This is a genomic window from Maricaulis maris (assembly GCF_049116555.1).
GTDB classification, from domain to species: domain Bacteria; phylum Pseudomonadota; class Alphaproteobacteria; order Caulobacterales; family Maricaulaceae; genus Maricaulis; species Maricaulis maris_C.
The window spans coordinates 235,037-249,498 of sequence record NZ_JAGDYT010000006.1 but is presented as its reverse complement, the minus strand read 5'-3'; the positions used below and the strand labels follow the sequence as shown (position 1 = coordinate 249,498).

The window sequence follows — 14,462 nt, the reverse complement described above, 5'->3', positions numbered from 1 at the left end:
GGAATTGATACAGTGCGGAACGAGGTCCTTCCCCTTGATGGGGAAGGTGGGCCGGCGCGAAGCGCCGGGTCGGATCGGGTGAAACGCGCAGCGTTCCTGCACCGCCCGTCCATCACCCACTCCGTCTGGCCGCTGACGCGTCCAGCCACCTCGCCCATCAAGGGCGAGGACCTGCTGTGCCTCTAAGGCAGTTCCCGCAAAAAATTCTCCACCACTTTCTTCTCGCCGGCCTTGTCGAACTTCACGGTGTATTTCGAGCCATCCGCCTTCTTCACCGTGCCGTAGCCGAACTTGTCGTGGAAGACGCGGTCGCCGGCGCGCCAGGTGCCTTGTGTGTCCGAGCCGCCGCTTTCGATGAGCGTCGCCTTGGCGTTGATGGTGGGCGGTGAGGAACGGCGGCCGGATTGCTGGTTGGCCTGGTAGCGTTTCCAGCCGGGGCTGGAATAGCTCGAGGCCATGGCGTCGGGTTTTTCGCTGACGCTTTCAAAGCCTGGGCCGCTGTCATAATAGCCGGTTTCCGACCGCGCCTCGACATGGTCGACCGGCATTTCATCAATGAAGCGTGACGGGATGACCGTCTGCCAGCGGCCATAGATCATGCGATTGGCGGTGAAGGTGATGATGGCGCGTTCGCGGGCCCGGGTGATGCCGACATAGGCGAGGCGACGTTCTTCTTCCAAAGACCGCGTGCCACCCTCGTCCAGCGAGCGCTGGGACGGGAAAACGGTCTCCTCCCAGCCGGGGAGGAAAACGAGCGGGAATTCCAGGCCCTTGGCGCCGTGCAGCGTCATCAGGGAAATCTCGTCCTCGTCCGGCTTGCGATCGGCATCGGTCAGAAGCGCGACGTGTTCGAGATAGGCTTCCAGCGTGTCGTACTCGCCCATCGAGCGGACGAGTTCTTTCAGGTTTTCCAGCTTGCCGGCGGCCTGGGGCGTCTTGTCCTCGCGCCACATGGCGGTATAGCCGCTCTCGTCGAGGATTATCTCGGCCAGCTCGTCCAGCCGGCTTTGTTCGGACTGTTCCCGCCAGCGTTCGACATCGCGCAGAAACACACCCAGCGCCGTGCGGGCCTTGCCCCGGATCTCGTCGGTGCCGAGCATGACCCGGGTCGCTTCGGTCATTGGAACGCCCATGGCGCGGGCGGTCATGGCGATTTTCTGGACCGTGGTGTCGCCAATGCCGCGCTTGGGCGTGTTGACGATGCGCTCGAAGGCGAGATCGTCTTCCGGTGAGCGGACCAGGCGCAGATAGGCGTGGGCGTCGCGGACCTCGGCGCGCTCGAAGAAGCGCGGCCCGCCGATCACCTTGTAGGGCAGACCCAGCATGATGAAGCGGTCTTCAAAGGCACGCATCTGCCAGGCGGCCCGGACCAGCACCGCGCTGTCGGAATAGGCACGCTGCCCGGAGACCCAGTTCTCGATCTCCTCGGCGACAAAGCGCGCTTCCGCCTCGCCATCCCAGATGCCGCGGACCTGGACCTTCTCGCCCTCGGCATCATCGGTCCACAGCGTCTTGCCGAGGCGTGAGCGGTTGGCGGCGATCAGACCCGAGGCCGCGCCCAGTATGTGGGCGGTGGAGCGGTAATTGCGCTCCAGCCGGATCACGGTGGCGCCGGAAAAATCCTTTTCAAAGCGCAGGATGTTGTCGACCTCGGCGCCGCGCCAGCCATAGATAGACTGGTCGTCATCACCCACGCAGCAGATATTCCCAGTGCCCTGGGCCAGAAGGCGCAGCCACAGATACTGGGCGACATTGGTGTCCTGATACTCGTCGACAAGGAGATAGCGGAACTTGTCGTGATAGACTTTCAGGACGTCCGGATTGTCCTTGAAGATGTGCAGGGTGTGCAGCAGAAGATCGCCGAAATCACAGGCGTTCAGCGTCTTCAGGCGGGACTGGTAGATGCGGTAGAGATCCTGGCCGCGGCCCTCGGCGAAGGCCCATTTGTCGTCCTCACCCAGCTGGTCCGGCATCAGGCCCCGGTTCTTCCAGCCATCGATCAGACTGGCCAGATGGCGCGGCGTCCAGCGCTTCTCGTCGATGTTTTCCGCCTGGATGATTTGCTTCATCAGCCGCAGCTGGTCGTCGGTGTCGAGAATGGTGAAGGAGGATTTCAGATCGACCAGCTCGGCATGGCGGCGCAGGATCTGGGCCGAGACGGAGTGGAAGGTTCCCAGCCAGGGCACGCCTTCAACCGCCTCGCCGATGATCTTGCCGACCCGCTCCTTCATCTCGCGCGCCGCCTTGTTGGTGAAGGTGACGGCGAGGATTTCCCACGGCCGGGCCCGACCGGTGGCCAGGATATGGGCCAGGCGGGTGGTCAGCACACGCGTCTTGCCGGTCCCCGCGCCGGCCAGCACCAGGACCGGACCGTCCATGGCTTCCACGGCCGCGCGCTGCTCGGCATTCAACCCGTCAAGATAGGGCGTCGGCGGCGCGGGCCGCGCCATGTCGGAGATGGAAAGACCGGACATTGCAATCCAATGCTTTGGCAAACTGATTCAGGTGCGCATACTGGACCGATTGGCGCCTGATCCCAAGGGAGGCATGTGTGATTGTTCGGTTTTTGTTCACTGCGTTGATGCTGTCTTTTCCGGCGGCGTGCGCAACAGTGCCAACGCGTGCTGTCTCAGAGACGCTGCCAAGTGTTCCGGAGCTTGGCTTGCCGATGCTGGCTCCGATGACGACCCTGGTTGCTGACCTCCAATTAGGAAACGGGGAAACAGGGTCAATCAGCGCGGTCAGGGGGCGGGGTGGACCCATTTTGTTTTTGCAATTGCCCACCCATAGAGTTGCGAACGGCTCCACTTTCCAGGAACTGTCGTTCGACTCGTTTAGATTGCCGACGCGAATCTACCGATTTGACCTTGAGGGAGACGGTCGATTTGAACTCGCCTTGGACCAAATCGGCGTCGGTAGGAATTCCTGGCAAATTCTAACGTCTCATGATGTCAGCCCCGGTGGGAGCGCCGCATTCTGGCGGATCTGGCATGTTCCAGCAGAGTTGTTCGATCCGGCGGAGCATGGGGCTGAGCTCGTTTTGGATCTGACCGGTGTTGAATAGGGGCTCTGAGCGCACGTTCTGCCCCCTTGAAATCACCGAGAATATCGAACCAGAGGCCATTCTGGCGGCAGGACGGTTGATCTGCCTGGCCCGATAGGGCGACTGATCCGCTCGTCGGCCCCGGATCTGCGCCCGGCTTTTGCCGGGCTTCGTCCGGGGGAAATGAGCTGGGCTGATTGAAGTCCCCCACACACCCATTTTTCCCGGACGCGCGAAGCGCGATCCGGGACCGATATTGAGCTCATCAATTCAGAAGATGCTCAATCTTCGAGACGGGTGACGATCGGCACGCCTTCGTCGAAATCGCCTCGGATATCGAACCAGAGGTCTTTCCAGCCGGGGTTCATCTTTTCGATCAGGGCTATCTTCCAGGCGCGGCGCCAGCGCTTGAGGAGATATTCTCGGTGGGCGGCCGACTCGAAGCCGTCATGCCATTCGAACCAGCCGAGTTGCTTGATGCCATGGCGCTTGGTGTGACCGGGAATAGCGCTGGTTCGGTGCTGCCAGGTTCGCCAGACCAGATCCTTGGTGCGGCCGACATAGAGCGCGCCGCGCGGGCGGCTGAAGAGGATGTAGACGGCTTCGGGTGCCAACATGGTCATGCTATTTATAATTGCATTATGTGCGCGATATCTCAATGAGAGAGTTTGTCTGCGCATCACGTCGGCCCCGGATCTGCGCCCGGCTTTTGCCGGGCTTCGTCCGGGGGAAATGAGCGGGGCTGATTGAAGTCCCCCACACACCCATTTTTCCCGGACGCGCGAAGCGCGATCCGGGACCGATATTGGGCTTATCAATTCAGAAGATGTTCAATCTTCGAGGCAAGTGACGATCGGCACCGGTCCGCCGGAATTAACCGAAGAGCGCGTCCACATTGGCCTGGGCGGCTTCGTCGTCCAGTTCGTCCTCGCCATCGGGGCTGCCGTGGATGGCACCGGAGGCGGCCGCGATCAGCGGCTTGATCTCGTCTGTCGCGAGCTGGGCGATGTGCGCACAGGCGTCCGGGCTGGTCGTTTCGCGCAGGACGGATTGGGCCCTCAGGACCTCACCATCAATCTGAAGGATGAGTGTTTCCAGATGCGCCCGCACCGCATGCGGCGCGGCGCGATAGGCGAGGATGGCCAGCTCCTTGTCCTTGAAGGCGGAATTGGCAAAGTGGCTCGGATAATCCGTCGGGGCCCAGTCGAGCACATCCTCGGCGCAGTCGGGCATGTCGGGGAGCATTTCCATCAACATGACGACTTCATTGAAATGATTGAGATAGTCGGTTGCCAGCCCGGTCACGGGATTGATGTTGGCCGCACGCAGGGCCTCGGCCGCCAGCGGGCCGTCCCCGAGCAGAGCGCCCGTCGTGTCCAGATTTTCAGCCCCGGTCAGTCTCATATCGCGACCTTATCCGAGACATTCTTTCCAGAGGTATAACCGCACTGAAGCGAAGGCATTGGGTCAGCGATGTTCTTCTTCGCTGATATCGGCCAGTCTCCGGGCATAGGCGGCCTGGGCGTCGGATTTCGAGATAATGCCAATCACGGCTTGGGCATCCGACCGCTCGCGGACGATGACGCTGTCGATCTGTTCCGCGTCCAGCACCGCGAAGGCGCGTCCCAGCGTGTCGTCCTCATAAAGGCAGGTGCCGTCGGGCACCGATTCCTCGCCCCAGCTCCCCAGGGGTTCCATCACATCGCGCACACGAACGATCTGCAAGACCAGCCGACTGGCCCCGCCGGCTATGTCGTATCCACGGCGCCGCATTTGCAGCTGGAACAGGGATCCGCCCAGCGTTGACTGGGACAGGATGGTGGCCAGTGACACGGCAACCAGGACCGCGACCGAGGCTTCGTAGCTGGTGGTCAGCTCGAACACGATCAAGGTGGTTGAGAGTGGCGCGCCGAGCACGGCGCCGGCGACCGCTCCCATGCCGATCACCGCGAAGAAGCCAGGCCCGGCGGTCTGGTCGCCGGTCAGGATCGTCAGGGCGATCCCGAAGGCCGAGCCCAGCATGGCCCCCAGATAGAGCGAGGGCGAGAACACGCCGCCCGCAAAGCGGCAGGCCAGGGAGATGATCGTGGCCAGTGTCTTCAGCACGATCAGCAGAATGAGCAGGCCGAATGTGTATTCCGTGGCCAGCGCGTTCGAGGTTGCTTCATAGCCGACACCAAGAATTTCCGGCGCGATCAGGGCCAGAAGCCCGATCGCCAGACCGCCGGGAATGGGCAGCAGCCAGCTGGGGATGTGAAAGCGTTCGGTCCAGCCGGCGAAAAGTGGCGGCAGATGGATGACGCCGCGATTGAACAGGATGGCCAGGCCCGCTGCCGCGACACCGAGGACCGCGGCCGCCGGGAAGTCCCACAGACTGGCGGCAGCCATCTCCGGGACACCGAAGACGGGGGCCTGTCCGAAATGGTGGCGCACGATCAGGGCGCCGACGACACTGGATGTGGCGACCGGTGCGATCGAGCGCAGTGCGTAATGGCCGAGCACCACTTCAAAGGCGAACAGCGCGCCGGCAATCGGCGCGTTGAAGCTCGCCGAGACGGCGGCGGCGGCACCGCAGGCGAGCAGGATCCGCGATCCGCGCGGGGCCATGCCGAGCCCGCTGCCCAGCGCCGAGGCGAGGGTGGCACCAAGATGGACGGCAGGACCTTCGCGGCCGGCACTGGCACCGCCGCCCAGGGAGACCGCGGACAGGATGGCGGAGTAGAGGCCGGAGCGGACATCGATCCGGCCCGCTTTCACGGCCCGCGCTTCGAGCACATCGGCGACACCCAGGCCGCGCGAGTCCGGCGACAGGCCGAAACGGCGCCCGAGGCCGAGCATGGCGGCGATGATGCAGCCCGTGATGACGGGGATCAGGACGAGACGCCAGGCAGGCAGGCTGGCGGCTGTCGAGGCGAGGCGTTCTTCGGTCACGCCGAACGCGGCCTGTTCGACCCAGCCAATACCCAGTCGCAAGCCCAGCGTCGCATAGCCGGCAATGATGCCGACGATGATAGCCAGCCCCAGAAGGGCCGGGCCGCGACCGTCGCGGAAAGCCTGTCCGATCCGGGTGATCACACTGTCCCGCCTCGAAAAATCTGTCCTGTCTCTGGTTTGGGCGCGTTGCCTGTCAGGGTCAAGCGAGCCTCGCGCCGGGACGGCCTGCTTGACATGAAACCATTCGGTATCGCATAAAGGAAACCAGAAGGTTTCATGAGGTGGTTATGACAATCCAGGATCACGTGTTCCGGGCGCTCGCCGATCCGACCCGACGCTCCATTCTCCTGATGTTGGCAGAGAGGGACCGGACGGTCGGTGAAGTCGCGAGCCGGTTCGACATGACCCGCCCGGCCGTGGCCAAGCATCTCAAAGTGCTGGGCGATGGCGGTCTGGTCACGGTCGAGGCCCGCGGCCGGGAACGCATCAATCGCCTCAATCCGGAGCCGCTGGCGCAGGTGGCCCAATGGGTGGCCCGGTTCGAGGTGTTCTGGGACGAGCGCCTTGCAACGCTCAAACAGGCAGTGGAGACGACAGATGACTGAAGCGCGGATTGAAAAATCAGTATTCCTGAAAGCCAGCCCGGACCGGGTCTGGGACTTCCTCACCCGGCCGGAATTGCTGGCTCGATGGTTCCATCCGGCCGACACCGAGCTGGTGCCGAACGCCGCCTTTGCCCTGCTCAGCAATAGCGGGGACGGGACGAAAGTGTGCTGGGGCGAGGTGCTTGAGGCCGAACCACCGACGCGACTGGTCTACAGCTTCACCCACCAATGGCTGGAAGGTCATCAGACCCGTGTGGAATGGACCTTGTCGCCGGTTGCCAGCGGGACGCTGCTCCAACTGGTGCATGACGGATTTGAGGGGGCACCGGTCGACGTCTTCGACAGCCTGTGCGGACATGATGCCGGCTGGGACGAGCATTTCGCAAAGCTGCGCGAGCGCATTGTGGAGGCGCAGACCGCCCCGGCCTGACGGGAGGGGAAATCGGGCTGACGGGATGGGCCTGGCTGGTCGCCCTCCTGCGCGAGGCGTCAGTCGCCGTCGCGCAGGGCTTGCAGGACCCAGACCCGGACCGAGGAGGCGAGCGGTTCTTCCTCGCGCGCGGCATCAATCGCCCCCACCAGGCTGGCCACCGACTGGCCCTCCTGACGGGCAATCCGATCAACTTCCGCCCAGAAATCCGGCTCCAGCGAGATACTGGTGCGATGGCCGGCAAGGGACAGGGAGCGTTTGATCAGGGGCATGGGGACTCATTTCGAACTGGGGTGGAAATCGGGCGCCGGTTGGTTGCCGACCATCCGGTCAGTCATGATCCGCGAGTTTGATGTCCAGCCTTGACCAGCTGGCCGGGCCGACAATGCCATCGGCCTCGAGGCCGGCACCGGTCTGGAAGGCGATGACCGCAGCCTTGGTGCCCGGACCGAAATCACCATCAATGCCGGTCGCAATCCCGGCGTCGCGCAGGGCGAATTGCAGACGGGCCACGACCGGTCCGCGCGCGCCCTCGCGCAGTATCGGGAAGGCGGTGGGCGCGCCGAACAGGGCGTTGGACAATTCCGCTTTTGCCTTGATCAAATAGCGGATCCGGTCGTCCAGGCCATTCAGCCCGCCATTGACGGACCAGGTGGCGGCAATGATGTCATCGCGGTCTGCATGGTCATTGATCTGGCGCTTCTTCCAGTACTCGCAGGCAATCACCAGCGACAGCGCGGGATCGGCCGCGCGCTCGGGGTCAGCCACCAGATCCGTGCCGATGGTGGCGCCGAGTGACTTGTAATTGGCACGTCCGGTGAGCTGGATCAGCCCGCGACCCTTGAAGCGCTTGCCATCGCCCGGCTCGGTATTGCCCAGATCGCTCCGGCCCTCATAGGCCTCGCCGGACGCGAACTCCTCTGTGGTCTGGAAGCCAGCACTTTCATGGGCGGTCTGGGCCAGGAAGTGGGCGATGCGCAGCGGCGTGTTGATCGCGTAGCGATCCAGTGTTTCCGCCAGAGCCGCGCCGGCGACGCTCAGTATCTCGCCCTGCCGCTCGGCGCGGGATCCGGAAAACCGCGGCGCGATGGCCCGCATGGTGTCGGCATTGACTGGCAACATGGCGCTACTCCGATCATGATCTGCAACCTTAGCCCTGCTCTCGCGGAATCTCAATCTCCACGCGATTGGCGGTGGCTCTTGCGAAACCCGGGCGGCGCTCCACTTATGACACAAGGGAGTCAGTCCTATGAAGACGTTTGCGGATATTCGCGCGCTGGCCGCGCAACACCACCCTGATCTCGACGCGCGCCTTGCCGCCCATGCCGGTCCGAAGACGGCGGCGGACCTGCGCGCCATACCCGATGATCGCTGGCTGTCGCAGATGACACGCTGCGTGTTTCAGGCCGGATTCGTCTGGAAGGTGATCGAGGCCAAGTGGGACGGGTTCGAAGCGGCCTTTGAGGGCTTTGACCCCAACCGGATCAGTTTTTTCTCCGATGATGATATCGCCCGTCTGGTGTCGGATGAACGGATTGTCCGCAATGGCCAGAAAATCACGGCCACGGTGGAGAATGCCCGCATGGTCGCCGATCTCTCTGCCGAGCACGGCGGGTTCGGGCAGTTCCTGGCGGACTGGCCCGCGCATGACCAGGCCGGTTTGCTGGCCGTGCTGAAAGCACGCGGGTCGCGCCTGTCGGGCATGACGGCCCAGTATTTCCTGCGTTTTTCCGGCTGGGATGCCTGGATATTGTCGGGCGATGTCGGTGCCGCCCTGGTCCGTGAAGGTGTGGTCGACAAAGCCCCGACCTCCAAGGCCGCAATCACGAAATCGGCTGCGGCGATCGCAGACTGGGCAAGGGAGTCGGGTCGCAGCCAGTCGGAAGTCAGCCGCGTTCTCGCGCTCAGTGTCGGATAGTCGTTAACAATGCGCTGACCATTGCCGCCGGAAATTGATGAAAATTTGAATCAATTGGCTAGCGTGTTGGCTGCAGAAGATGTTGGTTCAATGTTGCGCTGGTACAAACCCGTTCCGTTCTCGAAGCTGCATGTGAATGACGTGCCGGACTTGCCGGGCGTGTATGTCCTGCTGCGTGATCCGGATGATATTTCGAGCGTGCTCAAGATCGGTCCGGCGCGGTCGCTGCGGTCCATGTATGAGCGTGAACTTGCCATTCCCGACAAGGGGCGGGGCCTGCATCCGCAAGCCATGATGTTCTGCGAGACCTGGGCCGATGCCGAAGAGGCGCAGCGCCTGATTGTGGCCTATCGGCGCAAGCATGGCCGGTCCCCGGTCATGAACTCCCAGTGGTAGAAAGTCCGCGGTAGGCAAGCCTTGTCGGTGAGGCCTTGGGGCGGGCGCTAGTCGCGCTTCTTGCCGTCGAGCTCGGCCTGGCGCCGGGCAGCTTCGGCGTCGGCCGCGTCACGCAAGGCCTTGGGTGTGCCGTGCAAGACGCGATTGGTCGCGGCCGTCTCGGCCTTGTCCCGGCGAGCTTTCTGTTTGCGGTATTGGCGCAAGTTTACGGGTTTGGTCATCCAAGCCTCGCGGGAAGTTTGCACAGTTTGTGTGCATCTAAATGCAAGTGTGGAGCATCTTATCAACGGCTCGTACGTTCGATAAGGAATTTTCCATGCTGGCTCAAACCCTCCGTCTTCTGACAGCACCCTTCCGTCTCATCCCCTGGTATGTCTGGCTGGCCGCTGCGGCGGTGCTGGCCTGGCTGGGGCGGAATATCCTCCTGATCATTGCCACGATCATCGCCTTCCACCCGATCCCGATCCCCCCGATCTTCCAGGGTGAACCGGAAAGCATCGCCGAAGCGCGGGCCCAGGATCTGCGCCATTTCCATCATGTACGTCGCAATGAACGGTCGATGGACGACGCCATGAAGGCGCGCTTTGACGCTGCCGTTGATGCGTTGGAGCGCGAGGCGGCTGATCTCACCGATGCCGAGTTCCAGCTCGCCCTGGCGGGCATCCAGGCCATTATCGACAACGGGCATTCCAATGCCTCGGCAACACGCATGGTCCAATCCTTCGCCCGCCTGCCGATCCGGACGCATTGGATGGATGGCGAGTTGCGGGTTCTGCGCGCGCTGCCGGGCCATGAAGCGCTCCTGGGCGCCGAACTGACGCATATCGGGGATGTGCCGGTCGAAGAGGCGATGGCCCGGTTCCGGCCGTCCTTCGGCGGCGTCGATGCCTGGTTCCACAGTTTCGTGCCGCTGCTTCTCGAGACGCCGGCCTATCTCGCCGCCGTCGGGATTGACGATACGACCCTGCGTTTGCGCTTCGATGATGGTCGGGTGGACACGATCGCGCTGTCCGCGGTCGACCCGGTGGAGGGCGCGCGCCGCTTCTTTTCCGCAGACTTTGTGATGCCGACCTCGGTCGAGACCGAGGACTGGCTGAGTGTGCAGCCGGCCGGTGACCCGCTCTATCTGAGCAATCCGGATCATGGCTATTGGTTCGAAGCACTGCCGGATCTGGACGCGGTCTACGTCAATATCTCACAGAATCTGACCGATGAGAGCGGCGAGTCTCTGCCTGATTTCGTCGGGCGTGCGGGTGACGAAATCGCGGCAATCGCGCCGTCAGTCATCATTGTCGACCAGCGTCTCAATGGCGGTGGCGACCTCACCATCACCCGGCCGCTCATGGTGCGCCTGGGTGATATCGTCGGCCCGGAGGGGCGGGTGTATTTATTGACCAGCGGCGGCACCTTCTCGGCCGGTATCGTCAATCTGGCGATGGCCAAGGAAGCCGCGCCGGAACAGACCCGCCTCGTCGGCGAACCGATTGGGGACCGCCTGCAATTCTGGGCCGAAGGCTGGTGGTATTCACTGCCCAATTCCGGTTTCCGGGCGCGCTACTCGACTGGCTATTATGACCTTCAGAATGGGTGCGAAGGCGCCTTCATCTGCCCCTGGGGCAGCCTGCACATCTTCCCGGTCATTGTGGATGACCTCGATATCGACATTCCGGCTCCGATGAGCTGGGAGGCTTATGTCGCGGGCCGGGACCCGGCGATGGAGGCGATCCGGGCCATCGAGCAGGGCGATGAGTAGGGTGCGCGGTCAGGGCTATCCTTTTCTGCGACTGGCCCTGGGCTTCGTGGTTGCCGCCTCTCTGGCCATTGTTCTGATCATGCGGCTGCCCTGGGAGCCGCCGGATCTTGACCGCCCGGCGGCAGGTTTTGAACCTGCCATCGCCGCGCAGTTCCTTGATGACAATCACAATGATGTCGGCGTGCACGCCCTCTCGATGGCTTTTCGGCAGGGCTATGGCGGCGCCCCTCAACTCGCTGTCGCGGGAGAGGGCATCGACACGGCGACCGTCTTCGAGGCGGCCTCCTTGTCCAAGCCGGTTACCGCGTGGGCCGTGTTGCGCCTGGCCCAACAGGGCCGGATCGATCTCGATGCGTTGATCGAGGAGAATGGTTACACATTCACCCTGCGCGACATTCTCCATCATGCGGGCGGGTTCGATAATGCGCTTGGCCTTGATCCGGAGCCGGTCAGCCAGCCAGGCGCGTTTCGCTATGCCGGCCAAGGCTTCATCTATCTGGCCGATGTCATCGAGACGGTCACCGGGACTGATTTTGCCACTCATATGAACACGGTTGTCCTGCCTGAGCTTGGCATGACCGATAGCCGGTTCGGCGCCGCCCCCGAGTCTGATCTCGCCTTGCCCGCTGTTGATGCAGGCATGGTGCTGGCTTTCGTGCTTTTGGGTATGGCGATGGTCTTTGTCCCCTCGGCTTTGGTCCTGGGCGGCATCAGCGCTGGGTTGCGGCTTGAGCGCGGCCTCGTCATGACGGCATGTCTCGCCCTCATAACCACGCTTGCCGCGGGCGCTGGCGTACTCGCGGCACTCGCTCTGCCCGGCCTGCGCAATCTGTGGACCGTCGGGCTTCCGGCCGGGCTCTTTGCCTTGCTGGTCCTCACCGGGTTTGCGCTCATCGCCAGCAGGGCGCGCCCGGCGCGGTGGCTCGCGGCTCTCCCGCTGGGACTCTTGCTGGTGGTTGGCGTCGCAAGGGCGCCATTGGACATGGTTGAACGACCCGCCATTTTCCTGGCGCCCGCCGGGCTGCGCACCACGGCTGGCGACTACCTTACCTTCCTTGACACCGTCACGCAGACGAATGACCCGGTACTCGTGCAAATGCTTGGTGACCTGGTGCCTGTCCAGGGCGAGACCGCTTGGGGCTTGGGTATCGCCGTGGAGACCGGAGATATTCCTGCGCTCTGGCACTGGGGCATCAACTATCCCGGTTATCAGGCCTTCGCGATCGCCTGGCCCGAGAGCGGAGATATTGCTGTGATCTTGATGGCCGGCGGCGAGATGAGCTTTTCGCCGGATGGGATGCGCTATTCCGGCCTTGAACTGGCGATCGAGGCGCTGGCTGACGCGGGCGCGCCGCTCAAGGGGCGATACTGGCAAGGCATCCAATAGCCTTCATGACACAAAAAAGGGGGCGGCTCGGTGGAGCCGCCCCTTTTTCGTGTGTTGGTGGTGTGATGTGGATCAGGCCTTCGGGCCGATCATCTTTTCCGGACGCACGATTTCGTCGAACTGTTCTCCGGTGACGAAGCCGAGCTTCACCGCTTCTTCCCGCAAGGTCGTGCCGTTCTTGTGGGCGGTTTTGGCGACGATGGTGGCGTTGTCATAGCCGATCGTCGAATTGAGCGCGGTCACCAGCATCAAGGAGCGTTCCATCAGCGCCGTGATGTTGTCCTCACGCGCGGTGATGCCGACCACGCACTTGTCGGTGAAGGTGTTCGCGGCATCGGCCAGCAGGCGGATCGACTGCAGCACGTTGAAGATGATCACCGGCTTGAAGACATTGAGTTCGAAATGGCCCTGGCTGCCGGCGAAGCTCACCGTGGTGTTATTCCCCATCACCTGGGCGCAGACCATGGTCATCGCCTCGCACTGGGTCGGATTGACCTTGCCAGGCATGATCGACGAACCCGGCTCGTTTTCCGGCAGCGCAAGCTCCCCCAGACCCGAGCGCGGACCGGAGCCCAGAAGGCGGATATCATTGGCGATCTTGAACAGGGAGACGGCGGCCGAGTTCAGCGTGCCGTGGGCCTCCACCAGGGCGTCCTTGGTCGCCAGCGCCTCGAACTTGTTCGGGGCGGTGACGAATTTCAGCTTGGTCAGTGCCGCGACTTCGTCCGCGAAGGTTTCCGCGAAGCCCGGCAGGGTGTTGAGACCCGTGCCGACCGCCGTGCCGCCTTGCGCCAGTTCGAGGAGGGCCGGAAGGGCCGCCTCGATGCGACGGATCGCATTGCCGACCATGGCGACATAGCCGGAGAATTCCTGGCCCAGGGTCAGCGGGGTCGCATCCTGCAAATGGGTGCGGCCGATCTTGATGATGTCCTTGAAGGCATTCGCCTTGTCGTTGAGTGCATTATGCAGCTTCTGCAAGGCCGGCAGGAGGGCGTGGCTGATCTCTTCGGCGGCGGCGATATGCATCGCGGTCGGGAAGGTGTCGTTCGAGGACTGGGACCGGTTCACATGGTCATTCGGGTGGATCGGATCCTTCGAGCCGACCACGCCGCCAAGCATCTGGATGGCGCGGTTGGAGACCACTTCATTGGTGTTCATGTTGGACTGGGTGCCCGAGCCGGTTTGCCAGACAGACAAGGGGAAATGCTCATTCCACTTGCCCTCGGCGACCTCGAGCGCCGCGGCGGCAATCGCGTCCGCCTCGCGCGCGTCCATATTGCCCAGCTGCTTGTTGGCGAGCGCGGCGGAACGCTTGACCACGCCAAGGGCCCGGATCAGCGGAACCGGCATCGTCTCCGTGCCGATCGGGAAGTTGATCAGCGAGCGGGCGGTCTGCGCGCCAAAGAGTTTTTCGGAGGGGACTTCAAGCGGGCCAAAGCTGTCGGTTTCGGTGCGCATCTCGCTCATCAGGGGAGGCTCCTTGCAGCGCCATGGGCGCGGGTCGATGATGGTGACGGTTGATTCGAACGTGTATCACTCGCACATGAACGATCAAGACGATGATGCGCATCGCCGGGGGGCAAGGCGCAAAACCGGGTAGGATGCGGGCCGCTCGCCCGAGAGGAAGGTTCAGGCGCACATGTCTGGCGATGAACTCAATTTGCGTGTCGATGCCGTTACGACACAGACCCGGCGCTTCAAATCGCTGATCGGGGAGTTTTTCCGACTCGAATTCAAGCGGGCGCGACCGAAATGGGGCCCTTACGAAGTCTGTATCGAGATCGAGCGGGCGTCGGCCACTTCGTCGCATGATGTCGACAATGTTGCCAAGGCGGTGCTCGACGCGCTGACCGGCGTGGTTTTCCATGATGACAGCCAGGTCGAGCGCCTTCTGGTCACCAAGATCGAGGGAGAGCGTCCGCGTATATCCGTGACGGCGCGCCCGATGAAAGAAGTTCGAATTCTCGAAGATGCGTGACACCACATGAGTCTTGCT

General features: G+C 63.0%; 15 protein-coding genes. 7 read left to right on the top strand and 8 right to left on the bottom strand.

All coding sequences use genetic code 11. The features are described 5' to 3' along the window. Positions 1-182 precede the first annotated feature (182 nt). The 4 genes from JXQ94_RS08815 to JXQ94_RS08800 all read right to left on the bottom strand — a co-directional run bounded on the left by JXQ94_RS08815 (position 183) and on the right by JXQ94_RS08800 (position 6,118). Positions 183-2,474 (bottom strand): ATP-dependent helicase, encoded by a 2,292-nt coding sequence (locus tag JXQ94_RS08815; protein WP_421923401.1) that lies wholly within the window; start codon positions 2,472-2,474, stop codon positions 183-185. Between the two features lie 850 nt (positions 2,475-3,324). Beyond that, positions 3,325-3,666 carry a GIY-YIG nuclease family protein gene (locus tag JXQ94_RS08810; RefSeq protein WP_421923400.1) on the bottom strand — a complete coding sequence of 114 codons (342 nt, stop codon included), beginning with the start codon at positions 3,664-3,666 and terminating at the stop codon, positions 3,325-3,327. A 250-nt stretch (positions 3,667-3,916) separates the two neighbouring features. Continuing rightward, positions 3,917-4,447 (bottom strand): hypothetical protein, encoded by a 531-nt coding sequence (locus JXQ94_RS08805; protein ID WP_421923399.1) that lies wholly within the window; start codon positions 4,445-4,447, stop codon positions 3,917-3,919. A 63-nt stretch (positions 4,448-4,510) separates the two neighbouring features. Further along, positions 4,511-6,118, bottom strand: a complete 1,608-nt coding sequence (locus tag JXQ94_RS08800; protein ID WP_421923398.1) for a chloride channel protein — start codon at positions 6,116-6,118, stop codon at positions 4,511-4,513. Positions 6,119-6,264: 146 nt separating this feature from the next. On the opposite strand from JXQ94_RS08800, the gene JXQ94_RS08795 reads away from it, so the two are divergent. Both JXQ94_RS08795 and JXQ94_RS08790 read left to right on the top strand, forming a co-directional pair. Next, on the top strand, positions 6,265-6,582 hold the full coding sequence (locus JXQ94_RS08795) for an ArsR/SmtB family transcription factor (protein WP_421923397.1): 318 nt from the start codon (positions 6,265-6,267) through the stop codon (positions 6,580-6,582). Next, a complete protein-coding gene (locus tag JXQ94_RS08790; RefSeq protein WP_421923396.1) occupies positions 6,575-7,012 on the top strand; it encodes an SRPBCC family protein in 438 nt (145 codons plus the stop codon). Before JXQ94_RS08795 ends, JXQ94_RS08790 begins: the two co-directional genes overlap by 8 nt. Before the next feature lie 59 nt (positions 7,013-7,071). Here JXQ94_RS08790 and JXQ94_RS08785 read toward each other — a convergent pair whose 3' ends face one another. Continuing rightward, on the bottom strand, positions 7,072-7,284 hold the full coding sequence (locus tag JXQ94_RS08785; RefSeq protein WP_421923395.1) for a ribbon-helix-helix domain-containing protein: 213 nt from the start codon (positions 7,282-7,284) through the stop codon (positions 7,072-7,074). Between the two features lie 58 nt (positions 7,285-7,342). Further along, complete coding sequence (locus JXQ94_RS08780; RefSeq protein ID WP_421923394.1) at positions 7,343-8,134, bottom strand: glycoside hydrolase family 19 protein; 792 nt, start codon at positions 8,132-8,134, stop codon at positions 7,343-7,345. 127 nt (positions 8,135-8,261) lie between these two features. Between JXQ94_RS08780 and JXQ94_RS08775 the strand changes: the two genes are divergently transcribed. Further along, entirely contained in the window at positions 8,262-8,930 is a 669-nt protein-coding gene (locus tag JXQ94_RS08775; RefSeq protein WP_421923393.1) for a DNA-3-methyladenine glycosylase I, read from the top strand. A 90-nt stretch (positions 8,931-9,020) separates the two neighbouring features. Then, entirely contained in the window at positions 9,021-9,326 is a 306-nt protein-coding gene (locus JXQ94_RS08770; RefSeq protein WP_421923392.1) for a hypothetical protein, read from the top strand. A gap of 47 nt (positions 9,327-9,373) precedes the next feature. On the opposite strand, the gene JXQ94_RS08765 is transcribed toward JXQ94_RS08770, so the two are convergent. Further along, positions 9,374-9,547, bottom strand: a complete 174-nt coding sequence (locus tag JXQ94_RS08765; protein ID WP_421923391.1) for a DUF4169 family protein — start codon at positions 9,545-9,547, stop codon at positions 9,374-9,376. Between the two features lie 95 nt (positions 9,548-9,642). Between JXQ94_RS08765 and JXQ94_RS08760 the strand changes: the two genes are divergently transcribed. Next, positions 9,643-11,079: a hypothetical protein gene (locus JXQ94_RS08760; RefSeq protein WP_421923389.1), complete on the top strand. Its 1,437-nt coding sequence runs from the start codon at positions 9,643-9,645 to the stop codon at positions 11,077-11,079. Continuing rightward, complete coding sequence (locus tag JXQ94_RS08755; protein ID WP_421923387.1) at positions 11,072-12,466, top strand: serine hydrolase domain-containing protein; 1,395 nt, start codon at positions 11,072-11,074, stop codon at positions 12,464-12,466. Before JXQ94_RS08760 ends, JXQ94_RS08755 begins: the two co-directional genes overlap by 8 nt. Before the next feature lie 72 nt (positions 12,467-12,538). Here JXQ94_RS08755 and fumC read toward each other — a convergent pair whose 3' ends face one another. After that, positions 12,539-13,933 carry a class II fumarate hydratase gene (fumC, locus tag JXQ94_RS08750; protein ID WP_421923386.1) on the bottom strand — a complete coding sequence of 465 codons (1,395 nt, stop codon included), beginning with the start codon at positions 13,931-13,933 and terminating at the stop codon, positions 12,539-12,541. Between the two features lie 172 nt (positions 13,934-14,105). Here fumC and JXQ94_RS08745 point away from each other — a divergent pair, with 172 nt between their 5' ends. Then, on the top strand, positions 14,106-14,444 hold the full coding sequence (locus JXQ94_RS08745; protein ID WP_421923385.1) for a RusA family crossover junction endodeoxyribonuclease: 339 nt from the start codon (positions 14,106-14,108) through the stop codon (positions 14,442-14,444). The last annotated feature ends 18 nt before the right edge of the window (positions 14,445-14,462 follow it).